General features: G+C 71.9%; 22 protein-coding genes. 12 read left to right on the forward strand and 10 right to left on the reverse strand.

Annotation, left to right across the window (positions count from 1 at the left end; genetic code table 11):
• The first annotated feature begins 23 nt into the window (after window positions 1-23).
• Complete coding sequence (locus tag D458_RS0103450; RefSeq protein WP_026118958.1) at window positions 24-848, forward strand: purine-nucleoside phosphorylase; 825 nt, start codon at window positions 24-26, stop codon at window positions 846-848.
• Between the two features lie 497 nt (window positions 849-1,345).
• Here D458_RS0103450 and D458_RS0103455 read toward each other — a convergent pair whose 3' ends face one another.
• The 5 genes from D458_RS0103455 to D458_RS0103475 all read right to left on the reverse strand — a co-directional run bounded on the left by D458_RS0103455 (window position 1,346) and on the right by D458_RS0103475 (window position 6,916).
• On the reverse strand, window positions 1,346-1,996 hold the full coding sequence (locus D458_RS0103455) for a PH domain-containing protein (protein WP_017585332.1): 651 nt from the start codon (window positions 1,994-1,996) through the stop codon (window positions 1,346-1,348).
• The gene (locus D458_RS0103460) at window positions 1,981-3,078 is read right to left on the reverse strand and encodes an adenosine deaminase (RefSeq protein ID WP_017585333.1); all 1,098 of its coding nucleotides are present in this window, start codon (window positions 3,076-3,078) and stop codon (window positions 1,981-1,983) included. Before D458_RS0103460 ends, D458_RS0103455 begins: the two co-directional genes overlap by 16 nt.
• Before the next feature lie 119 nt (window positions 3,079-3,197).
• Window positions 3,198-4,436: a M20 family metallopeptidase gene (locus D458_RS0103465; RefSeq protein WP_026118959.1), complete on the reverse strand. Its 1,239-nt coding sequence runs from the start codon at window positions 4,434-4,436 to the stop codon at window positions 3,198-3,200.
• 27 nt (window positions 4,437-4,463) lie between these two features.
• The gene (locus tag D458_RS0103470) at window positions 4,464-5,636 is read right to left on the reverse strand and encodes a glutamate--cysteine ligase (RefSeq protein WP_017585335.1); all 1,173 of its coding nucleotides are present in this window, start codon (window positions 5,634-5,636) and stop codon (window positions 4,464-4,466) included.
• A gap of 149 nt (window positions 5,637-5,785) precedes the next feature.
• Entirely contained in the window at window positions 5,786-6,916 is a 1,131-nt protein-coding gene (locus D458_RS0103475; protein WP_026118960.1) for a YihY/virulence factor BrkB family protein, read from the reverse strand.
• Between the two features lie 277 nt (window positions 6,917-7,193).
• Here D458_RS0103475 and D458_RS0103480 point away from each other — a divergent pair, with 277 nt between their 5' ends.
• Window positions 7,194-8,312: a galactokinase family protein gene (locus D458_RS0103480; protein ID WP_026118961.1), complete on the forward strand. Its 1,119-nt coding sequence runs from the start codon at window positions 7,194-7,196 to the stop codon at window positions 8,310-8,312.
• Between the two features lie 149 nt (window positions 8,313-8,461).
• Window positions 8,462-9,715 (forward strand): LCP family protein, encoded by a 1,254-nt coding sequence (locus D458_RS0103485; protein ID WP_026118962.1) that lies wholly within the window; start codon window positions 8,462-8,464, stop codon window positions 9,713-9,715.
• A 553-nt stretch (window positions 9,716-10,268) separates the two neighbouring features.
• Here D458_RS0103485 and D458_RS0103490 read toward each other — a convergent pair.
• Window positions 10,269-11,486, reverse strand: a complete 1,218-nt coding sequence (locus D458_RS0103490) for an NADP-dependent isocitrate dehydrogenase (RefSeq protein ID WP_017585338.1) — start codon at window positions 11,484-11,486, stop codon at window positions 10,269-10,271.
• Between the two features lie 182 nt (window positions 11,487-11,668).
• Window positions 11,669-12,079 carry a DUF3017 domain-containing protein gene (locus D458_RS0103495; RefSeq protein WP_017585339.1) on the reverse strand — a complete coding sequence of 137 codons (411 nt, stop codon included), beginning with the start codon at window positions 12,077-12,079 and terminating at the stop codon, window positions 11,669-11,671.
• 531 nt (window positions 12,080-12,610) lie between these two features.
• Between D458_RS0103495 and D458_RS0103500 the strand changes: the two genes are divergently transcribed.
• The gene (locus D458_RS0103500) at window positions 12,611-13,216 is read left to right on the forward strand and encodes an FHA domain-containing protein (protein ID WP_017585340.1); all 606 of its coding nucleotides are present in this window, start codon (window positions 12,611-12,613) and stop codon (window positions 13,214-13,216) included.
• A gap of 78 nt (window positions 13,217-13,294) precedes the next feature.
• Here D458_RS0103500 and D458_RS0103505 read toward each other — a convergent pair whose 3' ends face one another.
• Genes D458_RS0103505 through purN form a run of 3 tightly spaced genes read right to left on the reverse strand, consistent with a single transcriptional unit; the run spans window position 13,295 to window position 16,349 of the window.
• Entirely contained in the window at window positions 13,295-14,155 is an 861-nt protein-coding gene (locus D458_RS0103505; RefSeq protein ID WP_017585341.1) for a bifunctional methylenetetrahydrofolate dehydrogenase/methenyltetrahydrofolate cyclohydrolase, read from the reverse strand.
• 17 nt (window positions 14,156-14,172) lie between these two features.
• A complete protein-coding gene (gene purH, locus D458_RS0103510; RefSeq protein WP_017585342.1) occupies window positions 14,173-15,741 on the reverse strand; it encodes a bifunctional phosphoribosylaminoimidazolecarboxamide formyltransferase/IMP cyclohydrolase in 1,569 nt (522 codons plus the stop codon).
• Entirely contained in the window at window positions 15,738-16,349 is a 612-nt protein-coding gene (gene purN / locus D458_RS0103515; RefSeq protein WP_026118963.1) for a phosphoribosylglycinamide formyltransferase, read from the reverse strand. Before purN ends, purH begins: the two co-directional genes overlap by 4 nt.
• Window positions 16,350-16,677: 328 nt before the next feature.
• Here purN and D458_RS0103520 point away from each other — a divergent pair, with 328 nt between their 5' ends.
• The 8 genes from D458_RS0103520 (at window position 16,678) to D458_RS0103555 (ending at window position 26,254) form a co-directional block, all read left to right on the forward strand.
• The gene (locus D458_RS0103520) at window positions 16,678-17,070 is read left to right on the forward strand and encodes a hypothetical protein (protein ID WP_017585344.1); all 393 of its coding nucleotides are present in this window, start codon (window positions 16,678-16,680) and stop codon (window positions 17,068-17,070) included.
• A gap of 237 nt (window positions 17,071-17,307) precedes the next feature.
• Window positions 17,308-19,041, forward strand: coding sequence for a hypothetical protein (locus tag D458_RS0103525; RefSeq protein ID WP_017585345.1), 1,734 nt, complete (start codon window positions 17,308-17,310; stop codon window positions 19,039-19,041).
• Window positions 19,042-19,121: 80 nt separating this feature from the next.
• Window positions 19,122-20,450, forward strand: a complete 1,329-nt coding sequence (locus D458_RS0103530) for a ligase (RefSeq protein WP_017585346.1) — start codon at window positions 19,122-19,124, stop codon at window positions 20,448-20,450.
• Window positions 20,447-21,670 (forward strand): phosphotransferase, encoded by a 1,224-nt coding sequence (locus D458_RS0103535; protein ID WP_017585347.1) that lies wholly within the window; start codon window positions 20,447-20,449, stop codon window positions 21,668-21,670. The genes D458_RS0103530 and D458_RS0103535 overlap by 4 nt, the downstream gene beginning before the upstream one ends.
• 96 nt (window positions 21,671-21,766) lie before the next feature.
• Window positions 21,767-22,642, forward strand: a complete 876-nt coding sequence (locus tag D458_RS0103540; protein ID WP_017585348.1) for a sulfotransferase family protein — start codon at window positions 21,767-21,769, stop codon at window positions 22,640-22,642.
• A complete protein-coding gene (locus tag D458_RS0103545) occupies window positions 22,612-24,186 on the forward strand; it encodes a lipopolysaccharide biosynthesis protein (protein ID WP_017585349.1) in 1,575 nt (524 codons plus the stop codon). The genes D458_RS0103540 and D458_RS0103545 overlap by 31 nt, the downstream gene beginning before the upstream one ends.
• Before the next feature lie 71 nt (window positions 24,187-24,257).
• A complete protein-coding gene (locus D458_RS0103550; protein WP_026118965.1) occupies window positions 24,258-24,716 on the forward strand; it encodes a glycosyltransferase family 28 protein in 459 nt (152 codons plus the stop codon).
• Window positions 24,713-26,254: a glycosyltransferase gene (locus tag D458_RS0103555; protein ID WP_017585351.1), complete on the forward strand. Its 1,542-nt coding sequence runs from the start codon at window positions 24,713-24,715 to the stop codon at window positions 26,252-26,254. The genes D458_RS0103550 and D458_RS0103555 overlap by 4 nt, the downstream gene beginning before the upstream one ends.
• Window positions 26,255-26,293: the final 39 nt, after the last annotated feature.

Below are 26,293 nucleotides of genomic sequence, written 5' to 3' on the forward strand. Positions count from 1 at the left end.
TACACAGCGGTAGTATCCGACTTGTGAGTGAATCAGAGCAGCCGCCCCGGACGACCGGCGAGGCGAAGCAACTGGCGGACTCCGCGGCCAAGGAGTTGTTGTCCCGGGCCGGGGCCGACAGCTTCGACGCCCTGGTGGTGCTCGGCTCCGGCTGGGCGGGCGCGGTGGACACGCTGGGAACGCCCGACATCGAGCTCGACGCGACCGAGCTGCCCGGCTTCGTGGAACCCACCGCGGAGGGGCACAGCGGCAGGGTCCGCAGCATGTGGGTGGGTGAGAAGCGCGTGGTCGTGTTCATGGGACGCGTCCACGTCTACGAGGGGTTCGGCCCGATGGTGGCCGCGCACGCCGTGCGGACCGGGATCGCCGCGGGCGCCCGGATCGCTGTGCTGACCGGATCGGCGGGCTCCCTGCGCACCGACTACCAGCCGGGCCAGCCGGTGGTGCTGCGCGACCACGTCAACCTCACCTCGCAGTCCCCGCTGACCGGAGCCGACTTCGTCGATCTGACCCAGGCCTACAGTGAGCGGCTGCGCCGGATCATCCACGAGGTGGACGCCTCCCTGGCCGAGGGTGTGTACGTCTCCACCACGGGTCCGCAGCTCCAGACCCCGGCCGAACTCAAGGTCCTGCGCCAGGCGGGCGCGGACGTGGTGGGGCGGTCGATCGCCCTGGAGGCCATCGCCGCCGTGGAGATGGGCGCCGAGGTCCTGGGGCTGTCCGTCGTCAGCAACGACGCGGTCGGCGCGGTGCTGGAGCCGTTCGAGGAGGACCGCGCCCTGGAGGTCGTCACCCAGCGGGCGCGCAGGCTCGGTGAACTCCTGAACCGGGTGCTGGCCGCGGCCTGAACACCGGGGCCGGGCGGGAGACCACGAACGCAGAACGAAAGCCCGGCGGTGACCGCCGGGCTTTCGTGCGCTTGGAGACTGGAGAGTCGTGCATGGAGGGAAGTGGGGCGCCTCCGACCGGACCCGGCGTGTCCGGTACCGGCGTGGCGAGCGTACATCCCGAGGCCGTGGGATGGACGGTACCGGCCGTGGGTCCGGTCGGAGGCGGTGCTTTCCCCGGTGCCGTCCCGCGCTCAGGATCCCCGCAGACCCCGTTGGACCAGCGCTGACGACACCTTCTCTTCCCGATATCCAGTTGAACCGCGCGCGTCGCCTTCGGGGGAAGATCCGGGTGGGTGGCCATCCGCGCGAAGCCCGCCCACCCGGAACACTCTCCCTTAGGCATGCCTAACCTAACCAGAAGCCCGGGGCAGGCGTCAACCCCACACTCCGAAAACCGGGAACCCGGCCTCCCGCGCGCAGGGCACAGGGGCCGGGTCCGGTCCGGGAAGGGGAGCTCAGGCCAGCAGCAGCACGGCCGCGAGCAGCACGAGGGACGTACCCAGGACGAGGATGACCTCGACCGGAACCATCGTCTGCGGACGCTCCTCGGCGCCCAGCGCGGCCGGCCCCTCCTCGTCGATCTCCTTGATGGGGCCGCTCAGCGGACGTGTCTTGTACTTCTCCGCGTCCCGGCGCAGATCGCGGGCGACGAGGTCGACCGGGCGCATCTCGGTCGGGTCCTTGTCGTCGTCGGGGTCGAGGTAGCCCGACTCGCGGCGCATGTTCTCGCGGACCTTGGCGCGCTTGGTCTCACGCAGCGGCCAGGACCGCAGGACTTGGTCCGGGGTGTGCACCCGCAGCACGTCGACCACGTCCACCCACTGCACCGCGGCCCACGGCACGAAGGTCTCCCGCAGCGGGTTGACCATCCGGATGCCGCGCTCGGTGGAGACCACCCGCGGGCGCAGCCAGACGACGTGGACCACGGCGATGCTCAGCACCAGGAGGGCCCCGGCGATCCAGGCCGTCCGGTCCTGGCCGCGCATCACCAGGTCCAGCAGGAGCAGGACCGCGACGACCATCCACACGATCGCCATCACCCGGGAGGAGGTGGAGTAGTGCGTGGTGGAGCCGGTGGCGGATCCGGCCATCAGTGCGTCGCCCACTTGAGCTGCGCGAAACCGGGCTTGATGATCCCGTTGATCAGCGCCAGGCGCTCGTCGAAGGGCAGGAAGGCCGACTTCATGGCGTTGACCGTGAACCACTGGAGGTCGTCCCAGTCGTACCCGAAGGCCTCGCTCAGCTTGGCGAACTCCTCGGACAGGCTCACCCCGCTCTGGAGGCGGTTGTCGGTGTTGACCGTGACCCGGAAGCGCAGGTCCCGCAGGAGCGCGATCGGGTGTCCGGCGATGGAGTCGGCGGCACCGGTCTGCACGTTGGAGCTGGGGCACATCTCCAGCGGAACGCGTTTGTCGCGCACGTACTGGGCGAGGCGGCCGAGCACCGGCACACCGTTCTCGTTGGCGGTGATGTCGTCGATGATGCGCACGCCGTGGCCGAGGCGGTCGCAGCCGCACCACTGGAGCGCCTCCCAGATGGAGGGCAGACCGAAGGCCTCACCGGCGTGGATGGTGAAATGGAAGTTCTCCCGGCGCAGGTACTCGAAGGCGTCCAGGTGGCGGGTGGGCGGGTTGCCCGCCTCGGCGCCGGCGATGTCGAAGCCGGAGACCCCGGCGTCGCGGTAGCGGACCGCCAGCTCGGCGATCTCCGAGGAACGCGCCGCGTGGCGCATGGCGGTCACCAGCTGGCCCGTGCGGATGCTCCGACCGGTGTCCGCGGCGCGCTTCTCCCCCAGTTCGAGGCCCTCCTGGACGGCCTCGACGACCTCCTCCAGGGTGAGTCCGCCCTCCAGGTGCTGCTCGGGGGCGTAGCGCTGCTCGGCGTAGACCACACCGTCGGCGGCGAGGTCCTCGGCGGCCTCGGCGGCGACCCGTACCAGGGCGTCACGGCTCTGCATGACGGCCGTGGTGTGGGCGAAGGTCTCCAGGTAGCGCTCCAGCGACCCGGAGTCCGAGGCGTCACGGAACCACCGCCCGAGCTCGGCCGGGTCGTAGGTGGGCAGTCCGGTGTAGCCCGCCTCCCTGGCCAGTTCGACGACCGTGGACGGGCGCAGTCCGCCGTCGAGGTGGTCGTGCAGGAGCACCTTCGGCGCCCGCCGGATCTGTTCGACTGTGAGTGGCTGGTTCATCTACTCAGGATGCCACCGGGCGGTGAGGGTCCCCGACACGGCGACACGAAGTTGCCGAAAATCCGGCAGAAGCCACCGGTCGGCGCCGATCGGCGCCGGTCAGCGGCGGGCGGTGGCGGTCAGGCCAGGGCCTCGCTGTCCACCCGCACGCCCCCGGGCGCGCCCTCTTCCCACAGGGCGGTGAGCGCGGTGGTCACCATGAGGCGGGTGCCCACCCCGATCGCGCGCTCGTCCACGTCGAAGGAGCCCCGGTGCAGGTCCAGCATGGGACCGCTCCACTCCGGGGAGTGGGTGCCCAGCCGGGCCAGCGCGCCCGGCGCGTGCTCCAGGTACCAGGCGAAGTCCTCCCCGCCCAGGCTCTGCGGGGTCGACCCGACCGCCTCGGCGCCCAGGGCCAGGGTGGCGGCCTCGCGCATGATCTCGACGCTGCGGGCCTCGTTGATGGTGGGCGGGACGCCGCGGCGGTAGGTGACCTCGGCGTCGGCGCCGTAGGCGGAGGCGACCGACTCCACCAGGCCCTTGAGGATGTCGGGGGCGGCGTGCCAGGCCTCGTCGTCGAGGCAGCGGACGGTGCCCTCGGCGACGGCGTCGTCGGGGATGACGTTGGGCGCCGAGCCGGCGCTGATCCGGCCCCACACCAGGCTGAACCCGGCCCGGGGGTCGATGCGGCGGGAGAGCGCGGCGGGGAGTTCGGTGACGATCTTGCCGAGCGCGTAGACGAGGTCGGAGGTCAGGTGCGGGCGGGCGGTGTGCCCGCCCGGGCCCGACAGCCGCACCATGATCTGGTCGCAGGCGGCGGTGATGCCGCCGGTGCGCAGACCCACCTCGCCCACGACCTGGCGGGGGTCGCAGTGCAGGGCGAAGATCCGGTCGACGCCCTCCATCCCGCCGGCCCTGACGACCTCCACCGCCCCGCCGGGAAGCTCCTCGGCGGGCTGGAAGAGGAGCCGGACCCGGCCCGGCAGCGCGCCCGCGCGGTCCTGCTGGGCGAGGAAGATGCCCGTCGCCAACAGGACCGTGGTGTGCACGTCGTGTCCGCAGGCGTGGGCGGCGCCGGGGACGGTGGAGCGGTAGGGGACGTCCTTCTCGTCGGTGAGGGGGAGGGCGTCGATGTCGGCGCGCAGGGCCACCGTGGGCCCCGGGCCGTCACCGATGTCGCAGATCAGACCGGTGCCCTGCGGGAGTGTTCGCGGTTTCAGGCCCACCTGGCGCAGCCGTTCGGCCAACCGGCCGGTGGTGCGGTGCTCGGCGAAGGCCAGCTCCGGGTGCATGTGCAGGTCCCGTCGAAAGCCCGTGAGCTCCCGCTCATGGCGCGCCAGAAAAGCGGTCAACTGTTCCGGCAGGTCACGTCCCTGCATGCGAGGGTCCCCTCTTCGTTACACGTCTTACCGCGCACCGGCTCCATCGCCGGCGCCGACCGTCGCAAGGGTGGGGTCGCCTTCGAACTCGGCGGAGAGCATGTCCACGACGTCTTCGAGCGATCCGCCTTCGGCGACGACCGCCCGCTGGCGCTCGTACGAGGCACCCTTGTCCAGGATCTCGGAGATCTGGTCCAGGTCCTCCGCGCAGCCCAGACGGGCCGCTACCGGCGCCAGCTCGCGGACCAGCTCGTAGAGGTCGTCGCGGATCGGAACGGTGGTTCCGTGTGCGTCCGTGATGACACGAGCGTCGAGTCCGTAGCGGGTGGCGCGCCACTTGTTGTCCTTGACCACCCAGGACGGCGGGCTGGGCAAGCTGTACCCGCGGTCGAGCTGGTGGTCGAACATCTCCACCAGACTCTGGGAGAGAGCGGCGGCCATTCCCACCTCACGCAAGGTGGGAATCCCGTCGAACATCCTGATCTCGATGGTGCCGAAATCCGGGTGCGGACGGATGTCCCACCACACTTCCTTGATAGTGGCGATGGTACCTGCCCTGAGAAGGGTTTCGAGGTATTCCTCGAAAGCGGCCCAGCCAGGGAGGTTCGGCGGAGGCCCCGAAGTGGGGAGCGCGCCGAAGACGATCGAGCGCGCGGAGGCCAGTCCGGTGTCATGACCGCCCCAGAATGGGCTGGAAGCACTCAAAGCAAGAAAATGTGGTAGATACTTCGCAAGTGCATTCACGATCGGAATGGCCTTCTCCTGATCGCGCACGCCCACGTGGACATGGACCCCGCAGGTCAGGATCCGGCGCGCGAGCCACTGCATCTGGTCGACGAGCTCGCCGTAGCGCTTGCCCGGGCTGAGCTGCTGGTCGCGCCAGTCGTCCATCGGGTGGGTCCCGGAACAGGTCAGGGTGGCGCCGCGCGGTTCGAGCACCTCCCGCATCCGTGCCACGTTGCGTCCGAGGTCGCGCTTGGCCTCCTCGACCGTCTCGCAGATCCCCGTCACCACCTCCACCTGGGACTGCATCAGTTCGTGCCGCAGCGGGGGAACCGCCGCCTCGCTGCTGAGATCGGGGAGCGCCGCAAGGAGCTGCTGCGCCTCCTGCCGAAGGTGGCGACTGCTCCGGTCGACGAGTTGGAGTTCCCACTCGACCCCGAGCGTCGCACGTTCGGACGACTTGAATGCGATTCCCATCTGCCCTCCAGGTGTGGGGCGACCGTTGTGGCCGACGCACCGCTCATCCCGGCGAACCGGCCATCCGGGACAGGGGAGGACTACCCACCCCACACCTCGCGCATACGGAAACAACCGCCGCTAAAAGGCGAATTCTTTCCGATGGCTTTTCACCTGGACGAGGGGATCCGTCCCGACGGTTTTCCCCTCCCTCCCAGCGCGGCGGCAGCGGCCGCCGCCCCGAGAACCGCCCCCACCAGTGACAGCCCGAGGGCGAGCACCCGCTGGGCGAGCCTCTGCTCGGCCAGGTCCGCTTCGCGCGGCCGCAGGACCGGGGTCGGCCGCGTCCAGTCCATCCCGTTCTCCTCCGGCAGCGGGAGGGAACCGGTGTAGGGCGCCGCCACCGGCAGCCAGGTGGCCGTCCAGGCCGCGCTGAACATCACCACGCGCATCACCAGGTTGATCCACACCAGCAGGCCGACCAGCACCGCGAAGGACGCGTAGACCGGGTTGCTGAGCGTGCCCGCCAACAGCGTCGCGGCCAGGGTCTTGAGCGCCTCGAACCCCACCGCGCCCAGCAGCGCGCCCCGCCACATCGTCCGGGTGGGCTGCCCCGCACCCGAGAGCAGGGCGAAGACCAGCAGGAACAGGCACATGTTCACGCCGATGGCGATGACCAGGGCCAACCCGCGCAACGACAGGTTCGCTATCAACGACCCGTCCAGGCCCACCAGGGACAGCAGCCAGACCGTGGCGGTCTGCATGACGCTGGTGAACGCGACCGTGAGGAGCAGGGCCGTCCCCAGCCCGACCATGACCAACAGGTCGGCCAGCTTGCGCAGCACGAAGTTGGGGCCCTGCTTGAGGCTCTTCAGCCAGATCGTGTGCAGGGCCTCGCGCAGCGCCGACACCGAGTTCAGGCCCGCGTACAGCAGGCCCAGCAGGCCCAGCACGCTCGCGCCCACCCGGGCGTCCGCGATCTGGTCCATGGGCAGCTGCTCGGACAGCCCCGGCAGCACCTCGTCCAGTCCCTCCTCCAGGTAGGAGGTGAGCTCGACCTGCCGGGCCGCCAGGAAACCGACCACCGCGAAGGCCAGCGCCAGCAGTGGGAAGAAGGACAGGAACGCGAAGTAGGTGACCGCGCCGGCCAGCTGGTTCCCGTTGCGGTCCGCGTAACGCTCGTAGGCACGGACCAGGTGGTCGACGGACGGGTGCCGACGCCTCAGCTCCCAGTAGCCGTCCATCGCCACGTTCTGGTAGTGCCGGGCCGTGTCCTTGGCCCGATCCACCACTGCGGCCATAGGTGTCCCCTGCCTGTTCTGGGCCTCCGCTTCGCTTCGGCCCGTGTTCGGCGCCTTTGCGGAGGGGTTTGGGTTCAGGTCAACACTGCATCCTCGTCTACGCCTGACGCTCGAACGAGCACCCCCTGCAGTCCCGCGCATACACGGGCCGTAACCCTAGCCTCGCCCTTCCGCCGGAAGGAAAACCCCACGCCAGGCCGGTACCGAAGTGACGGCAGACTTGGACCCGGTGTTCACCGGGGCGGTGGACGCCTTCGGACGAGAGCGGGGGCGGAACGTGGGGATCACCGGGGCGCGGGTGCGCGCGGTGCTGGGGGCGCGGACCGGGGGGCCGGTCGGGGACTGGCCCGAGGCGCCCGACGACGAAACGCTGCTCGCCGCGTATTCCAGGGCGTTTCGCGCCGCCCCCGAAGGGCTGTGGCACGCGCCGGGACGGCTCGCGCTCCTGGGCGAGCACACGGCGGCCGGCGGCGGCGCGGCCCTGTACGCGGCCCTGCCCTGGGGGGTGGCGGCCGCGGTCGGCACCACGTCGGACGGACGCCTGCGCGTGGCGGCGCCCAGCGGCCCGCTGAGCGCCCGGGACCGTTCGGCCCAGGCGGCGGCGGGGGCCGTGGCCGCCGCGCGCGACAGGGGCGTCCTGGGCGCCGGAACGGGTGTGCGGGTGCTTCTCGGGTCGGACCTTCCCGCGCACGCCTCCCTGGGCGGTTCCGCGGCGGTCGGAGCGGCGGTGTCCCTGGCGCTGGCCGACCTCGCCGGGGCCGACCGCCCCACCGGGAGCACCGCGGACCAGGGCGTGGCACTGGATGCCCGCGCCGGGCACGCGGTGCGTGTGAACCTGGCCAGCGGCCGGACCACCGTGCTGCCGTTCGACCTCGCCGGGGCCGGGTTGCGGCTGGTCGTGCTGGAGACCGGGGCGCTGCCCCGACGGGACCCGCGCCCGGTCCGCGCCGCCGAGCTGGGCCGGGCCCAGGACGTGCTGGGACCGCTGCGTTCCGTCCAGGACCTGCCCGGGGCGCTGCGCGACCTCCAGAACCCCGTCCTGCGCAACCGGGTGGAGTACGCCGTCACCGAGGTGCACCGGCTCAACGCGGCGGTGGGCCTGCTGCGCACGGGCCGCGTCGCGGAGACCGGTCCGGTCCTGTCCGCCTCGCACCTGTCCCTGCGCCGCTTCGACCTCCCCCTCCCCTCCGTCGACCTCGCGGTGGAGACCGCCGCGCGGGCCGGGGCCAGGGGCGCCCGGATGTCGGGGTGGGCGGGAACGGCCTTCGCCCTGGTGCCCGGGGACCGGGTGGCCGGCCTGGCCGAGGCGGTCCGGGGCGCGTTCGCGGAAAAAGGGTGGCCCCGGCCGCGGATCCGCGCGGCCCTGCCCGCTGAGGGGGCCCGGAGGAAGGTCTGATCCCGCTCCCGGAACCCCTGCCCCCGCGGCGCTCGGGAGAACGGCCCACGGGCGCTGGAGGAGATCGGAGCGAACCCGACTACTCTTTCAGCGATCACAAGGGACATAAGACACACCCAGGACACACGGCGGAGCAGATAGGCGATTCGATGGCTGATCAACGGCACCGGGGAGAACCCGGCTCGACCGGTGAACACGACAGAGGGGGCGTGTTCCGGCGCGGCGGCGACCCCGGAAAGCCGGACGAGTTCGAGAAGCTGTACCGCCCGCGTGAATCCGAACAGCGGGTGATGGGCGAGACGCGGCGGCTCCCCCCGGCCGACCAGGTCCCCCCGCACCGCCCGAGGAAGCGCCGCACCCACAGCGCCGGACGCGAGTACGACGGCCGCGGGCACCAGCGGCGCGCGAAGCAGCGCCGCCGGAAGACCGCCCGGAACACGTTGGTCGTCGTGCTGGTGCTGCTGCTGGTGGTCCCCGGAGCCTTCTACCTCTGGGCCGACTCCCGCCTGGAGCGGGTCGACGCCCTCCAGGACTACGAGGGCCGCCCGGACCGCCAGCCCGGGACCACGTACATGATCGTCGGCTCCGACAGCCGCGACGGCCTGGACGACGACCAGATCCAGGAGCTGGCCACCGGCCGCGCCGAGGGCCGCCGCACCGACACGATCATGGTGCTGTACATGCCCCGCGACGGCGACCCCACGATCGTCAGCGTGCCGCGTGACTCCTACGTCCCGATGGCCATCCCCGGCTACGCGGACAACAAGATCAACACCGCCTTCGCCGACTCCGTGTGCGGCACCGGCGAGGACGGCGAGGAGGTCTGCGGCGGTCCGGCCCCGCTCGTGCAGAGCTTCGAGCAGGCCTCGGACGTGCGGATCGACCACTACGTGGAGATCGGCATGGGCGGTTTCGTCGACCTGGTCGACGCGGTCGGCGGCGTGGAGCTGTGCCCCGAGGAGCCGATGGCGGACCCGAAGGCGGGCCTGGACATCGAGGCGGGCTGCCAGGAGATGGACGGCGGCACGGCGCTGGGCTACGTACGCACCCGCGCCACCCCCCGCGCCGACCTGGACCGCATCCAGCGCCAGCGCGAGTTCTTCTCCGCGCTGATCCAGGAGGCCAGCGCCCCCTCCACGATGTTCAACCCCTTCAAGTCGGTGCCGCTGGTCCTGGCGGGCACCGACACGTTCATGGTCGACGAGGGCGACAAGCTGCGTCACCTGGCGAGCATGCTGCTGGCGATGCGCGGCGGCACCGCGACCACCGCCGTCCCGGTCGGGGACACCCCGACGCTGGACGGAGTGGGTTCGGTCGTGCTGTGGGACGAGGTCAAGTCCGAGCAGATGTTCGAGGCCATGCGCAACGGCGAGGCCATCCCCGAAGAGGCCATGTCGGACTGATCCCCCACGGGGGGCCTCCCCCGGAAGCCCCCGGACCGGGCCCCCGAAACGGGGCCGCCCCCAGAAACGAGCGAAGGGCCCGTCACCGGAGTGACGGGCCCTTCTTCGTGACGTTCCGTACTGTGCGCGCCTACCCCCCAGCGGGCGCACGGCCGGCACGTCGGCTCATGGTGGCCGAGGGGCACGAAACCCGCTCTGGCCTGCCGGTTCTCACCGGCGTGTCTCCACAATAGGTCAAAGTTCGCGAAAGGTGCGAATCGTGTTCACGTGTCCTACGTCGCACCCAGCCCGGAAGGACCCTCTCCGGCTCTGCCATCCTCCCACCACGCCACTCCCGATGGGGCCCGAACACGGGAAACACGCCGATGAACTTCTGTCGACCGGGAGTCCCGAACCCCCGCGAACACCGCCTTTCGTGCTTCTCGCCCCCTCCCAGGGCTTTCGGAGACGACAAAGCCCGGGCGCCCCCTCACGGGGGCACCCGGGCGTGGTCAAGGTCTCATCGCGGCCGTCGGCTCATGACCGCCGCGCGGAGGTCCTCGGCGACCGGCGCTCAGGCCAGGCGCTTGCTCAGGTTCTCGTCCAGGGCGGCGAGGAACTCCTCGGTGGTCAGCCACTCCTGCTCGGAGCCGACCAGCAGAGCCAGGTCCTTCGTCATCTGGCCGCCCTCGACGGTCTTGATGACGACGTCCTCGAGGGTCTGCGCGAACTCGACGACCGCCGGGGTGTTGTCCAGCTTGCCCCGGTGCTCCAGACCGCGGGTCCACGCGTAGATGGAGGCGATCGGGTTGGTCGAGGTGGGCTTGCCCTGCTGGTGCTGGCGGTAGTGACGGGTCACGGTGCCGTGGGCGGCCTCGGCCTCGACGGTGCTGCCGTCGGCGGTGCGCAGGACCGAGGTCATCAGACCGAGCGATCCGTAGCCCTGGGCGACGGTGTCGGACTGGACGTCGCCGTCGTAGTTCTTGCACGCCCAGACGTAGCCGCCGTCCCACTTGAGCGCGGCGGCGACCATGTCGTCGATCAGGCGGTGCTCGTAGGTGATGCCCGCGGCGGCGAACTTCTCCTTGAACTCGGCCTCGAAGATCTCCTCGAACACGTCCTTGAACATGCCGTCGTAGGCCTTGAGGATGGTGTTCTTGGTGGACATGTAGACCGGGTAGTTCCGGTCCAGGCCGTAGTTGAGGCTGGCCCGCGCGAAGTCCTCGATGGACTTGCGGTAGTTGTACATGCCCATCGCGACGCCGCCCTCTTCGGGGAACTCCGCGACCTCGAACTCGACCGGCTGGCTGCCGTCGGCCGGGGTGTAGGTCATGGTGACCGTACCGGGGCCGGGCACCTTGAAGTCGGTGGCCTTGTACTGGTCGCCGTGGGCGTGACGGCCGATGATGACCGGCTTCGTCCAGCCCGGCACCAGCCGCGGCACGTTCTCGCAGATGATGGGCTCGCGGAAGACGACGCCGCCGAGGATGTTGCGGATGGTGCCGTTGGGCGACCGCCACATCTTCTTGAGGCCGAACTCCTCGACACGCGCCTCGTCGGGCGTGATGGTGGCGCACTTGACGCCGACGCCGTACTTCTTGATGGCGTGGGCGGCGTCGACGGTGATCTGGTCGTCGGTGCGGTCGCGCTCCTCGATGCCCAGGTCGTAGTACTTGAGGTCGATGTCGAGGTACGGCAGGATCAGGCGGTCCTTGATGAAGGACCAGATGATCCGTGTCATCTCGTCGCCGTCGAGCTCGACTACGGGGTTTTCGACCTTGATCTTGGCCATGGCTGTGTGGCTGTCCCTTCAGTCTTCGCTACCGCCTCGTGCGGCGGAGAGCCGGAACCGGTTCGTGGCCGGTCCTGTTTCCGCGCGCGCGGCAATCCCCTGATCCCGCCCGGTGTCCGTGCTGCCCGGGGAGGCGGTGCTTGTCGGTGTCGCGGTATCTCGACATCAAGCTTATTCGACGCCTAGGAGGAGAGTTGCGGCGCCACCCAGGCCAACACGATCAGGAGGACCGCGAGCGTCACCAGGGTGACCAGATCGATCCATCGCCGGCGTACCGCCAGCAGGCCGATCCAGTCCTTGGGCAGGAACAGCCTGAAGGTGGCCGCGAGCAGCAGGGCACCCGAGATGATCGCCGGACCGCGTTTGAAGTAGGCCGCGGCCACGATCACGATCCCCGCCGCCAGGGCTGACAGGACCAGGGCGTAGGGCACCTGGGAGAGCCAGTACGGCACTTCCCTCCGGCCGCCCCGCGCACCGTCCGAACCGTCGCCCGGGCCCTGGTCGGGGCCGTTGCCCGATCCGTCGTCCGGGTCCCTGTCGCCCGGGTCCTTGCCGTCCGACTCCGCCACGTCAGTCTGCTCCGCGTCGTTCACCGCGTCCCGACACCTGTTCGCTTCCGAATTGCTTGGCCGCCGCGCGGCTCGTTCTCACGGCCTCTCCCCGGGCGTCTGGCACAGACCGGCCACCCGTCGGGAGGGCGCTGTCCGAAATCGAACAGCACTCCAGTGTGGCTCATGTTCCTGGTGGCTCCGGCCGCCCCGAACGAACTGGGGCGCCCTTTCCTGGAGAGACCTCCCCCATTGTAGGGAACGGCACAGCCGGAGCCCCAGAGCTCACGGAAACGGACTTGTCTCCCTTGGGGGACACCTGTGACCGTTTCCTACTTCCGGTTCGGTCACAGAGCCGTATTTCCGCGCCTTATCCGCCTAACTCCGAAGTAAGCGCGTAGAACGCGTACCGGCCGGGTAACCAAGGGTGGAGACGAGTGCACCGGTGAGCGAGGACCCACCCCCATGAAGCCCACTCGACGTGTCGACCGATCGGCCATCCCCCGACAGGCTCCACTCCCCCACCGCCGACCGCACCCCCACCGACCGCGCCCGAGCAGCACGGGAGGAGTCACCGTGGACGGCCCCTATCTACGACTGGAGGAGAGCGGGGACGTCCGCCCGCTCTCCGGCGAGGTCACCACGGTCGGACGCGGTGAGGGCGCCGACATCCGGCTGCACGACCCCAGCGTGTCCCAGCTCCACGCGGAACTGGTCCGACGCGGACCCTACGTCTACGTCGTCGACCTCGGCCTGTCCCGCAACGGCACCCGTGTCAACGGCCGCCCGATCGCCCGCCGTGTGCTGGAGGAGGGCGACGTGGTGAGCTTCGGCACCGCCCGCTGCCGGATCGGCGGGCTGCCCAGCGAGCAGCTCAGCCCCGACATCGAGCTCCGCCGCGGCGCCGCCCCCGAACTCACCCGCCGCGAGCTGGACGTGCTCACCGCCCTGTGCCAGCCCGCCCTGTCCGAGGAGGCGTTCGTCGCCCCCGCCACCGCCCGCGACATCGCCGAGGCGCTGGTGGTCACCGAGGCGGCGGTCAAACAGCACCTGCTGCGGCTCTACCAGAAGTTCCGCATCCCGGAAGGGCAGAACCGGCGCACCCGACTGGCCAACGAGGTGGTGGCCCTGGGCCTGGTCCGCCCGATGCCCGTCGGCGGCTCCTCCCGCCGCGCCAGCTGAGCTCCGAGCGGCGACTCCGCGGACGCGAAGTGCCCGGCCCGCCGAGTGGGCGGGGCCGGGCACCGGGGTGATCAGGCGTCAGGCCTGGAGGCCCGCCTGGCGTTCGGCGGCCTCGACGACGTTGACCAGCAGCATGGCGCGGGTCATCGGGCCCACGCCGCCGGGGTTCGGGGACATGTACCCGGCGACCTCGGAGACGTCGAGGGCGACGTCGCCGACCAGGCCGTCGTCGGTACGCGAGACGCCCACGTCCAGGACGGCCGCACCGGGCTTGACCATGTCCTTGGTGATCAGACCGGGCACGCCGGCGCCGGCGACGACGATGTCGGCCTTGCGGGTGTGCTCAGCCAGGTCACGGGTACCGGTGTGGCACAGGGTGACGGTGGCGTTCTCCGAGCGGCGGGTCAGCAGCAGGCCGAGGGGGCGGCCCACGGTGACGCCGCGCCCGACCACCACGACCTCGGCACCCCTGATCGGCACCTCGTAGCGGTTGAGCAGCTCCACGATGCCGCGCGGGGTGCACGGCAGCGGGGCCTTCTCCATGAGGACCAGCTTGCCCAGGTTGACCGGCTGGAGGCCGTCGGCGTCCTTGGCCGGGTCGATCAGCCCGAGCACCCGGTTCTCGTCCAGGCCCTTGGGCAGCGGCAGCTGCACGATGTAGCCGGTGCAGGCCGGGTCCTCGTTGAGCTCGTGGACGGCCTGCTCCACCTGCTCCTGGGTGGCGTCGGCGGGCAGGTCGCGGCGGATGCTCGCGATGCCCACCTGGGCGCAGTCGCGGTGCTTGCCGCGTACGTAGGAGTGGCTGCCCGGGTCGTCGCCGACCAGGACGGTGCCCAGACCGGGGGTGACGCCCCTGGCCTGCAGCTTGGCCACCCGCTCCGTCAGCTCCTCGCGAATGGCCTTCGCGGTGGCCTTTCCGTCCAGAACGATCGCGCTCATGCGTTGCTCCTCGCTGGCTAGTGGAAGAAGTGGCGGGTGCCGGTGAGGTACATGGTGACCCCGGCGGCCTCGGCGGCGGCGATGACCTCGGCGTCGCGGACCGAACCACCGGGCTGGACGACGGCGCGCACCCCGGCCCCGGTGAGGATCTCCAGGCCGTCGGCGAACGGGAAGAAGGCGTCGCTGGCGGCGACGGAGCCCTTGACCCGGTCACCGGCGCGGGAGACCGCGAGCCCGGCGGAGTCGACCCGGTTGACCTGGCCCATGCCGACGCCCACGGTGGCGCCGTCGGCGGCGAGCAGGATCGCGTTGGACTTGACCGCGCGCACGGCCTTCCAGGCGAAGGCGAGGTCGGCGAGGACGGCCTCGTCGGCGGCGGTGCCGGTGGCCAGTGTCCAGGTGGCGGGGTCGTCGCCCTCGGCGTCGATGACGTCGGTGTCCTGGACCAGGAGGCCGCCGCTGATCTGGCGGGTCTCCACGCGCGGACCCCGGTCCGGGTCGGTGACGACCAGCAGGCGGATGTTCTTCTTCCTGGAGAGGGTCTCGACCGCCTCGGCGGTGAAGCCGGGGGCGACGACGACCTCGGTGAAGATCTCGGCGATCTGCGCGGCCAGCTCGGCGCCGACCTCGCGGTTGGTGGCGATCACGCCGCCGAACGCGGAGACCGGGTCGCTGGCGTGCGCCTTGCGGTGCGCCTCGGCGTTGTCCGCGCCCACGGCGATGCCGCACGGGTTGGCGTGCTTGATGATGGCCACGCACGGCTCGTCGAAGTCGTAGGCGGCGCGCAGGGCGGCGTCGGAGTCGACGTAGTTGTTGTAGGACATGGCCTTGCCGTGCAGCTGCTCGGCACCGGCCAGGCCGCCCCCGGCCGAACCCGCCCCGGTGTACAGCGCCGCCTTCTGGTGCGGGTTCTCGCCGTACCGCAGGGCCGCCTCGCGGGTGTACACGGAGGTGCGGAAGGCGGGCCACCCGGTGGACTCGGCGTCGGGGTCGGGGGCGTAGGCGTCCGCGAACCAGCCGGCCACGGCGGCGTCGTAGGCCGCGGTGTGCTGGAAGGCCAGTCCGGCCAGGCCCTTGCGCTGCGCCAGGGTGAAGCCGCCGTCACGGACCGCCTCGAGGGTGGCGTCGTATCCGGCGGGGTCGACCACGATCGCCACGCTGCCGTGGTTCTTGGCCGAGGCACGCACCATCGCGGGGCCGCCGATGTCGATCTTCTCGATGCAGTCGGCCTCGGAGGCTCCGGAGGCCACGGTGTCGGAGAAGGGGTAGAGGTTGACCACGACCAGGTCGAAGGGGGCGATGCCCAGCTCGTCGATCTTGGCGACGTGGTCGGGGTTGTTCCGGTCGGCGAGGAGACCGGCGTGCACGGAGGGGTGCAGGGTCTTGACCCGGCCCTCCATGATCTCGGGGAAGCCCGTGACGTCCTCGACGGGGGTGACGGGGATGCCGGCCGCGGTGAGGCGGGCGGCGGTGGAGCCGGTGGAGACGATCTCCACCCCGGCCTCGGCCAGGCCGATGCCCAGCTCCTCCAGGCCGGTCTTGTCGTACACGCTGATCAACGCACGCCTGATGGCCTGCTGGGTCACCGGTTCTCCTTCGTGTCGGTGCGGCCGAACCGCACGTGCCTGCCGTCGATGCTCCAGCCCTCGCGGGAGAGGCGGCCGACCGTGTCGACCAGCATCCGCCGCTCCACGACCTTGATCCGCTCGTGGAGGCTGGACTCGTCGTCGCCGTCCTCGACGGGCACCGCTACCTGGTCGATGATCGGACCGGAGTCGACGCCCTCGTCGAGGAAGTGGATGGTGGTGCCGGTGATGCGGACACCGTGGGCGAGCGCGTCACGCACCGCGTGCGCGCCGGGGAAGGAGGGCAGCAGCGCCGGGTGGATGTTGACCGCCTGGTGGCGGCCGACCACGGCCGGCCCGAGGATGCGCATGAACCCGGCGGAGACGACCAGGTCCGGCTCGTGTTCGGCGATCCGGTCGGACATGGCCCTGTCCCAGGCCGACCGGTCGGAGTAGGAACGGAAGGGGACGACGAACGTGGGCACCCCGGCCGCCCGGGCGGCCTCGACACCGCGGGTCCCCTCGCGGTCCGTTCCCACGGCGACGATCTCGGCCCCGTATGCGGGGTCCTTCGCGGCCTCCATCAGGGCGGCCATGTTGCTGCCCGTCCCCGATATGAGAACCACCACTCGCGCGGACAAAGCGTGCTTCTCCCTCATGTTTTAGAAGAACGGTGCGGGAACCGGGTCCCCGCGCCCGGGGGCGCCGGGGGACGGCGCAGCATCCGGGGTTCGCGTACACCTGGTACAGACGCCAGGCCTGGGCCTACTCGGCCCGTCCGCGTTCCCACCCTATCGGGCCGGGTAGCGTCTACCTCACGCGGACCGGACCTTCTCCGCCTCCCCCGGAGGCCTCGGAGGGGCGCGGTTCCGCGTCGCCGACACCACCCGTTCCGCTCGGGACAGAGCGGACCACGGCGCCCCCACGGTGCGGGGGCGTCCCCGAAGGAGTGAACCTGTGACCGACAACAGCCCGGAGCCCCGTGCCGAAGGCCAGCCGCCCAAGGTCGAACGAGGAGGCCTGTGGGGACTGTTCCTGGGCTTGGCGGGGCTGTTGTTCCCGCCCTACGGTGTCGTGCTGTCCGTGTTCGGCGTGATCCAGGGGTTCCGGGCCCGGCGCGCGGCGCGTGCGCACAGTTCACAGGCTCCGGGAGCGCTGTTGAGCGTGGCTCTGGGCGTGGTCGGGATCGTCGTCTCGGCGGCCATGGTCTCGGTCCTGTTCGTCTACCAGGACCAGGTGACCGATTTCCGTGACTGCTCCGCGAGAGCGCACACGGTGTCCACCCAGAAGGAGTGCGACAGCGCCTGGGAGTCCGACACCGGGCTGCCGCCGGTGATCATCGGCGGCTAGCTGCGTTTGCCACGGACGGTTCGACACGTTTGATCACGCTTCGTGAGGGGGCGGTGGGGAGGGACCCGCCGCCCCCTCCGGCGTTTCCGGGGAAAGTACCCACGTCACCACCGGTTTCCGGACAGGACTGTCTGGGAAAAGGGCTGTTTCTCAAACCACCAGGCACACCCAAAGGGATTACACTTAGTATGCAATCGCTCACTAAAAGTGCTGTCATGTCTGCATGGAGAGGACCCGATGGACACCGATGTCCCCGGCTCGCCCGGACCGGAACTGAAGGAGTACACCGCTCTGCTGAGGCGCCGGTGGCGTCTGGTGGGTGCCGGAGTGCTCGGCGGGCTGGTCCTCGCCACCGCCGGGGTGCTCGCGGTTCCGTCGACCTACACCTCCGTCGCCGCCGTGCAGGTCCGCCCGACCGGAATGGCCGAGTTCACCGGGGAACAGGTCGGCCGCCTGACCGGTGACGTCAACCTCGACAGCGAGGCCCAGATCGCGGTCTCCGACCAGGTCACCACCGGGATGGCCGAGGCGCTCCCGGGGGACCCCGACCCCGCCGAACTGCGCGAGCGGATCGACGTGACCGTCCCGTCCAACAGCAACATCCTCGAACTCCACTACTCCGCCCGCTCCCCCGAGGCCGCACAGGAGGGGGCCGACGCCCTCGCCGCCTCCTACCTGGAACACCGGGGCGAGCAGGCCCGCTCCCTCATCAGCGGGAGGCTGGAGGCCCTGCGCGAAGAGCAGGAGGAGCTCTACGAGCGACTGACCGAGCTGGCCACGGAGAACGCCGCGGCCGCGGGGGCCCAGCAGGTCGGCACGGACGCCCAGGCCGACGCGCTCCGCCAGGAGATCGGCGACCTGGGCAACGGCATCAGCCCGCTGAGCGCCCTGCACGAGACGGTCTCCCCCGGCCAGGTCATCACCCCCGCCGACCTGCCCGAGTCCCCCTCCTCTCCCGTACCGCTCCTGTGGCTGGTGGCCGGAGCGGCCCTCGGCCTCGTCGCCGGGTTGGCTGCCGCCCTGGTCCGCGACCGCCTGGACCCGCGCGTGCACGACACCGAGGACACCGCCCGGATCGGCACCGTCCCCGTCCTGCTGGACCTGTCCGCGCCGGGCGAGCACCCCGACCGCTCCCCCGGCCTGCTCACCGACGCCGACCCCGACGGCCAGCGCGCCAACGAGCTCGCGCACCTGGTCCGCGCCCGCCTCGCCGACGCCGGCCCCGACGCGGCCGGCACCGTCACCGACGACGCGCCCGTGCCCGGCCGCGTGCTCGTGGTCACCGGCACCACGCCGGGGCGTTCGGGCACCGCCGCGGCCGTGAACCTGGCCGCCGCCCTGGCCCGGACCGGCTCCGAGACCCTGCTGGTCTGCGCCGACCCGCGCACCGGCGCCGCCGCCGAACTCCTCGGGCTGACCGAGGGCCCCGGCCTCAACGAGGTCATGGTCGACGGGGAGGACCCCGCCGACCTGGAGGTCCGCCCCGCCGCCGTACCGCGCCTGCGTGTACTGCGCCACGGGCGGTCCGGTACCGCCGCCCCGGTCCAGGGCGGCGCGGCGGAGCTGGTGGAGCTGCTGCGCCCGCAGGCCGAGTTCGTGGTGATCGCCACCGCCGCCGTCGGCGAGCGCGCCGACGCCCACGCCCTGGCCGCCTCCGCCGACCTGCTGCTGCCGGTGGTCGAGCTGGGCCGGACCCGCCGCGCGGACCTGATCGGGACGGTCACCGCCGGGGCACGGTTCGGGGTCACCGTTCCGGGCGCGATCACCGTTCCGCGCCAGCCGGGGCCGGAACCCGTGCCGGCGCCGTCGGCGCCCGTTCCGCCCGCTCCCCGGCGGCCCAGCGAGGCCGGGGCCGACACCGGGGGTTCGGAGAGCGAGGGCTCCAGTGATGCAAGCGCCCCGCGACCGCGTCGCTCCGCCGCTCCCGCCTCCGTCGGCAACGGGGCGGCGCCCGCCGGGTCACAGCGTTGACCGGCCGGGGCGCCGCCGTCCGAGACCGGGCCGTGCCGGGCACGGCCCGCGTCGCCGCGCCGCGCCGCGGATCCTCTCCGGTGACCGGGTGGCCCCTGGTGTGGCTGCTGGCGGGGTATCCGCTGTGGTGGGCGCTGGGCATGGGGCAGTTCGCCTACTGGCTGTTCGCCGTGCCCATGCTGGCCGAGCTGGTACGCCGCCACCGGACGGTCGGGCTGCGGGTCCCGCCGGGCTTCGGGCTGTGGGGGCTGTTCCTGGTGTGGACGGTCCTGGGCCTGGCCCTGATCCCGCTGGAGATGCCCGGGACGGTGCCGGACAGCGGCGGCTACGCGGGCGCGCTGGTGCGGGTGGTCAACTACCTGGTGCTGACCGTACTGCTGCTGTACGTCGGCAACCTCACCGAACGCGAGCTGCCGGTCCGGCTGGTGGTGTGGGCCCTGGCGGTCCTGTGCCTGGTCACGGTGGTCGGGGGCTACCTCGGGATGTTCGCGCCCCGGTTCGAGTTCACCGCTCCGCTGGAGTACCTGGTCCCCGGCTCTTTGGCCGCCGACCCCTACGTGCAGACCCTGATCCATCCGGCGTCCGCGCAGATCATGGATGTCTTCGGCGGGGTCGAGTCGGCCCGCCCCAAGGCCCCCTGGGAGTACACCAACGTCTGGGGCTACATGCTGTCCCTGCTGCTGGTGTGGGTCGTGGTGGGCTGGTTCGTCGAGGGCTCGGGGTGGACCCGGTGGGGCGCCCTCGCCGTGGTCGCCCTGTCCGTGGTCCCGATCGTGTACTCCCTGAACCGCGCCCTGTGGGCGGGGTTGGCGCTGTCGCTGGCGTTCGGCGCGGCCCAGGCGCTGCGCCGGGGGCGGGTGGTCCTGGTCGGCGCCGGGGCGGTGACCGTGGCCGCGGTGCTGATCGTCCTGGCGCTGTCGCCGTTGGCCGACGTGGTCCAGGCCCGCGCGGACCATCCGCACAGCGACGACGGGCGGGCGGCGACCAACGCCGCCTCCGTCGAGGCCGCGAACCTGTCCCCGGTCAACGGCTGGGGCACCACCCGGGAGGCGCTGGGCAGCTCCGACTCCATCGCGGTCGGTCCCACACCCGAGTGCCCGGGCTGCGGACAGCACGTGATCGGCAACGCCGGTCAGCTGTGGATCACCCTGATCTCCAGCGGCTGGGTGGGCACCTTCCTGCTCTTCGCGTTCTTCGCGCGGGCGGCCTGGCGTTACCGGGCCGCGTCGACGCCGGTCGGTCAGGGCGCTCTGCTGACCGTCCTGCTTCTGTTCTGGTACATGTTCTTCTACGTCGCGCTCATGTCCCCTCTCGCCGTCACCATGATCGCTGTCGCCCTGCTCTGGCGCTGCGAGGAACCGGTGCTCCGACGGAGTGGGACCGCGCGCACCGGCGGGGGTGCCTGGTGAACAGCGAGACCACCTATCTGACCGACCTCGCGGCGGTTCTGTGGCCCTGCGGGGGCCTGCTCGGCCCCGGTGACGGGGCGGTGCGGCGGATGGCCCACCGCAACCGGGGCAACCAGTACCTGCCCGTGCCCAACGCGCACAACCCGAGGGTGATCCTGCCCGCGCACAACCGTTCGGCGGCGACGCGGGGCATCACCTCCTTCGCCCAGGGGCACTCCCTGCGGGAGCGGCTGCAGACCCTGCTGCTGACCGGGGCGTTCGCCACCGGGATCGCCCCGCTGCTGCTGCGCGACCGGCTGTACGTGGGCGCGGGACCGGGGATCGAGCACGCGCTCACCACCGCCCTGGACCGGGAACTGGCCATCGCGATCCACGTGGGGCCGCCGCGTGCCAACCGCAAGCCGGTCCTGCTCCTGCTCACCCCGGGCGGGCGCACCATCGGCTACGCCAAGGTCGCCATCAACGACCTCACCTCCCGCCTGGTGCGGGCCGAGACCCGGGCCCTGCGCCACCTCGCCGAGGCCACGCTCAGGGACGTGACCGTGCCGCGCCTGCTCTACGACGGCGAGTGGAACGGGCACCCCCTGCTGGTGCAGGAGGCGCTGCCGGTCGGCGACCAGACGGACCGGCCCACCCGGCACCAGCTGCTGCGCTGTGTCACGCAGATCGTGGGACTGGCGCGGGTGCGCGAGCGCAGACTCTCGGAGAGTCCCTACCGGAGAACCCTGGACGAGCGCATCGCCAAGCTCGGCGCCCGCCCCGAGGCGGCCCCGCTGCGGGCCGCCCTGCACCGCCTCCCGGACGTGTCACTGCCCTTCGGCGCCTGGCACGGCGACCTGACCAGGTGGAACATCGCCAGCACCGCGCGCAGGGCCTTCGTCTGGGACTGGGAGCGCCTCGCCATGGACGCGCCGGCCGGGTTCGACGCCCTGCACTACGACCTCAACGAGTCCGTGCAGGCCGGGGTCCACCCGGGCGTCCACCGGTGGCTGGACAGCGGTTCCCGGCTGCTCCGCGACCCCCTGATGGCGGAGAGCGGCCTGCGGGACCACACCGTGTCCACCGTGATGGCGCTGTACCTGATCGACCTCGCCACCCGCTACCTCCACGACCGCCAGGCGGAGGCCGGCGGCGGTTTCGCGGCCGTCGACGACTGGCTGCTGCCCGCTTTGGAGGGACTCCAGGAGAGAGCGGCCCACGAGGCCGCCCACACCGGCTGAGGACCGCGTCACACCGACCCGCAACACCGAGTGCCGACACCCATCCGTCCCCGTCCACGACCGGGGACCCACCGACGCACACCGAAGGAGCTCGCGATGCCCCGGGCCACCTCGCCCCTGAACCGCCTGGCCGTACCGGCCAGGCGGGCCCTGCTCCCCCTGGCCGACGGCCTGGGCGGAATGACCAGTACCGCCAGGGCCCTCCCCGACTTCCTCGTCTGCGGGGCCCAGCGCTCGGGCACCACCTCGCTCTTCAAGGCGCTCTCCCAGCACCCTGCGGCGACCGGCCCGGTGCTGCGCAAGGGGGTCCACTACTTCGACACCGGATACCGGAACGGCTTGAGCTGGTACCGCTCGCACTTCCCGCTGCGCGCCACCCTGCGGGCACGGTGGGGGCGGCCCCGGACCCGGGTGTTCGAGTCCAGCCCCTACTACCTGTTCCACCCGCTGGCGGCCGAGCGGATCGCCCGCGAGCTGCCCGAGGTGCGGATCGTGGTGATCCTGCGCGACCCGGTCGAGCGCGCCTACTCCGCGCACGCCCACGAGACCGCGCGGGGGTTCGAGACCGAGCCGTTCGCACGGGCGCTCGAACTGGAGGAGAAGCGGCTGGCCGGGACCGAGGAGCGGCTGATGGAGGATCCCGGCCACCACTCGCACTCCCACCAGCACCACGGTTACGTGGCGCGGGGACGCTACGTCGACCAGCTGGTCCGGATGGAGCGGTCCGTGGGGCGCGAGCGGATGCACGTGGTGGACTACGCGGACCTGTTCGACGGCAGCCCCCGGGCCCTGGACGAGGTCGTGCGGTTCCTCGGCCTGCCGCAGGGTCCGCCCATCACTCTGGGGCGCCACAACTCCCGCAAGCGCGCCGTGATGCCCGAGCCCCTGCGCGCCGAACTCACCTCCCGGTTCACCGACAGCGACGCCCGCCTCGCCGCCTGGTGGGGGCGCACCCCCTCGTGGTGCGTGTGACCCCGACCGGGACCCGGCGCGGCGGCGGAGCCGACAGCGGCTTGCGCCGGGTCCTGCGCGGCGGGGTGGTCAACATGGCGGGCGCGGTGGTGGGCGCCGCGCTCAACCTGGCGCTGATCGTGGCCATCACCCGGGCGTTCTCGCAGGAGACCGCCGGGCTGCTGTTCACGGCGACGTCGGTGTTCCTGATCATGGCCGCGGTGGCCAACGCGGGCGCCCCGGACGGGCTGGTCTACTTCATCGCCCGGATGCGGGTGTTCGGCCGCCACGGCGGGGTCCCGGCGCTGCTGCGGCTGGCGCTGGGCCCCGCCGTGCTGGTGGCGTGCCTGGTCTCCGCCCTGCTGTTGGTCTTCGCCCGGCCGCTGGCGGACGCGCTGGGGCCGGAGGAGGCCGCCGCCTACCTGCGGATGCTGGCGCTCTTCCTGCCGTTCGCGGTGCTCACCGACTCCGCGCTGGCGGCGACCCGCGCCCACCACGACATGTCCGTGACGGTCCTGGTGGACAAGGTGGGCCGCCCGCTCGCCCAACTGGGCCTGGTGGCGATGATCGCGGCCTCCGGATCGGCCGGCCTGCTCGCCCTGGCCTGGGCCGGGCCGTACCTGCCCGCCGCGGTGCTGGCCTGGTTCTGGCTGGGCCGGATCGTGCGCCGGGCGGCCCCCGAGGAGCCGCACGAACCCGGCTCCGCTCCCGCCGAGACCGGGACCGGGACCGGGGCGGAGGCGGAGGCGGAGGCCGAGCGGGTCACTCCGGCGGTGTTCTGGGCGTTCGCGCTGCCCCGCGCCCTGGGCGGGGTCGCCCAGATGGGGGTGCAGCGCGGCGGCGTGGTGATGGTGGCCCTGCTGAACGGGCTGGCCGGCGCCGCGGTCTTCACCGCGGCCACCCGGATCATGGTGGTCGGCCAGTTCGGCACCCAGGCCGTGCTCTACGCCGCCCAGCCCCGGTTCGCGGAGCTCCTGGCCGCCCGGGACCACGCGGCCGTGCGCGCGCTGTACCAGGCGGGGACGTCCTGGCTGGTCTGCCTGAACTGGCCGCTCTACCTGTCCGCGCTGGTGTTCGCGCCCGAGGTGATGCGGCTGTTCGGAGCCGAGTACTCGGCCGGGGCCCTCGCCCTGGTCATCGTGTGCGCTGGGCAGCTGGCCGCCTCGGCCCTGGGGATGAGCGATCTCGTCCTGACGATGACCGGGCGCACCGGGCTCAACCTGCTCAACAACGTGATGTCGCTGCTCGCCAACGTGGCGGTGTGCGTACTGCTGGTGCCCTCGCACGGGGCTTCGGGCGCGGCGGTGGCCCTGGTGGCGGCCGTCATGGTGCGCAAGCTCCTGCCGCTGTGGCAGCTGCGCTCCCTGGTGCGGCTGCACCCGTTCAGCCGTCCCGTTCTGGTGGCGACCGGAAGCGCGCTGGTGTGGTTCGGCGCTCTGCCCCTGCTGCTGAACGCGGTGACCGGCGGCGGGCTCCCGGTCCTTGCCGCGGCGGCGCTCGTGGGGACGGCCGGGCACCTGTGCACGGTCTGGCGCATGCGCGACCACCTGGAACTCCGGAGGTGAGCCCGGCGGCCGCTCCCACCGTGCGCACCGCACCCACATCCCGACACTCAGAGCAATGGACTGATCACCACATGTCTGCACGACCGGTTCTCCTGGTGGCCTCCAGCGGGGGCCACCTCACCCAACTGCGCTCCCTGCGCCCCTGGTGGCAGGGGAGAGACCGCGTGTGGGTCACCTTCCGCACGCCGGACGCGGAGTCCGCGCTGGCCGACGAGGCGGTGCACTGGGCTCACCACCCCACCACCCGCCACGTCGGCAACCTGCTGCGCAACACGGTCCTGGCCCTGCGGGTGATGCGCGCCCGGCGGCCCGCCGCCGTGGTCAGCACCGGCGCCGGGGTGGCCCTGCCGTTCTTCGTCCTGGCCTGGCTGATGCGCGTCCCCACCGTCTACATCGAGGTCTACGACCGCATCGACACCCCCACCCTCACCGCCCGGCTCTGCAAGCCCTTCACCCGTCTGTTCCTCGCCCAGTGGGAGGAACAGCGCTCGTTCATGCCGACCGCCATCACGGTAGGACCGCTCCTGTGACCGAACAGACCACACGACCCACGCACCGCCCCGACGGCAGCGACCACCCCGACGTGGTCGTCAGCCTCGGCACCGACCACCACGCGTTCGACCGGCTGGTCCGCTGGGTCGACGACTACGCCCGTCGCCGCCCGGACCTGCGCGTCCTCGTCCAGCACGGGCACAGCAGCGCACCGGGCAAGGCCGAGGGAACCCCGTTCCTGCCCGGAGACGAACTGTCCGAGGCGATGCGCACGGCCGCCGTGGTCGTCACCCACGGCGGCCCCGGAACCATCACGCAGGCGCGGGCCGCCGGGCACCTGCCCGTCGTGGTCGCGCGGGACCCCGAGCTGGAGGAGCACGTCGACAACCACCAGCTGCTGTTCGTCAAGCGGGTCGAGGACGCGGGCCGGGTGCGCGCCTGCTCCACCGCCCAGCAGCTGCACGCGTTCATGGACAAGGCGCTGGAGTCCCCCGAGGACTTCCGGGTGGACCCCGCCGCCGAGGACGGCTCCGAGAGCGCGGCCCGGCGCGCGGGCGAGCTGATCGACCTGCTCACCGACGAGGGAGAGGAAGCAACGGTGGAGAGTGCCCAGGAGGACTCCGCGCCCGGCGCCGACACCACGGCCGCTGCCGGGACCCCGAGCGACGTCTGGCCGGCCGTGACCGTGGTCGTGCCCACCCGGGACCGGCCCGAACTGCTGCGCCGGACCCTGCGGGCGATCGTCGAGCAGGACTACCCCGGGATGATCACCACCATCGTGGTGTTCGACAACGACCAGCCCGACCCCTCGCTCGCCCACGCCGAGGGCGACCGACCCGTCCGGGTGGTGACCAACACGCTCACACCGGGGCTGGCCGGGGCGCGCAACACCGGTGTCCTGGGAGCCGACACCGAACTCGTGGCCTTCTGCGACGACGACGACACCTGGCTGCCCGACAAGCTCCGGGCTCAGGTGGAGATCATGCGCGCCGAGCCCGGCACCGACATGGTGTGCTGCGGTATCCAGGTGGTCTACGACCGGGTCGAGTCCGAGCGGGTCCTGGACCGGACCAGCGTCACCTTCGCCGACCTGCTGAGGTCGCGCCTGACCGAGCTGCACCCGTCCACCTTCCTGATCCGGCGCACGGCCATGATCGACGGCTGCGGGACGGTGAGCGAGGAGATCCCCGGCAGCTACGGCGAGGACTACGAACTGCTCCTGCGGCTGGCCCGGCGCGCCCCGATCCGCAACGTCCCCGAGCCCGGTGTGCGGGTGCTGTGGCACCGCAAGTCCTTCTTCTCGGAGCGCTGGCAGACCATCTCCACCGCGCTGCGCTGGCTGCTGGAGCGCTACCCCGAGTTCGCCCTGGTGCCCCGCGGCTACGCCCGGATCGCGGGGCAGATCGCCTTCGCGGAGGCGGCGGCCAGGCGGCGCGGCCAGGCGCTGCGGTGGATCGGGCGGACGCTGCGGAACCGGCCGCTGGAGGGCCGCGCCTACCTGGCCCTCCTGGTGGTGTGCGGAGTCCCTGCGGGATGGATCCTGCGCCTGCTGCACCTGCGCGGCAAGGGCCTCTAGGGGCTGGTCGGGGCGGCGGGCCGGTCTTCGCGCGGCGGA

The organism is Nocardiopsis ganjiahuensis DSM 45031 (assembly GCF_000341085.1).
Lineage (GTDB): Bacteria > Actinomycetota > Actinomycetes > Streptosporangiales > Streptosporangiaceae > Nocardiopsis > Nocardiopsis ganjiahuensis.

Bases quoted from the DNA above. Each gene is read 5' to 3' on its own strand.
- D458_RS0103460 (WP_017585333.1), bottom strand. From the start codon at position 3,078: ATGAACCAGCCACTCACAGTCGAACAGATCCGGCGGGCGCCGAAGGTG.
- D458_RS0103465 (WP_026118959.1), bottom strand. From the start codon at position 4,436: ATGCAGGGACGTGACCTGCCGGAACAGTTGACCGCTTTTCTGGCGCGC.
- D458_RS0103470 (WP_017585335.1), bottom strand. From the start codon at position 5,636: ATGGGAATCGCATTCAAGTCGTCCGAACGTGCGACGCTCGGGGTCGAG.
- D458_RS0103475 (WP_026118960.1), bottom strand. From the start codon at position 6,916: ATGGCCGCAGTGGTGGATCGGGCCAAGGACACGGCCCGGCACTACCAG.
- D458_RS0103485 (WP_026118962.1), top strand. From the start codon at position 8,462: ATGGCTGATCAACGGCACCGGGGAGAACCCGGCTCGACCGGTGAACAC.
- D458_RS0103490 (WP_017585338.1), bottom strand. From the start codon at position 11,486: ATGGCCAAGATCAAGGTCGAAAACCCCGTAGTCGAGCTCGACGGCGAC.
- D458_RS0103505 (WP_017585341.1), bottom strand. From the start codon at position 14,155: ATGAGCGCGATCGTTCTGGACGGAAAGGCCACCGCGAAGGCCATTCGC.
- D458_RS0103525 (WP_017585345.1), top strand. From the start codon at position 17,308: ATGGACACCGATGTCCCCGGCTCGCCCGGACCGGAACTGAAGGAGTAC.
- D458_RS0103540 (WP_017585348.1), top strand. From the start codon at position 21,767: ATGCCCCGGGCCACCTCGCCCCTGAACCGCCTGGCCGTACCGGCCAGG.
- D458_RS0103550 (WP_026118965.1), top strand. From the start codon at position 24,258: ATGTCTGCACGACCGGTTCTCCTGGTGGCCTCCAGCGGGGGCCACCTC.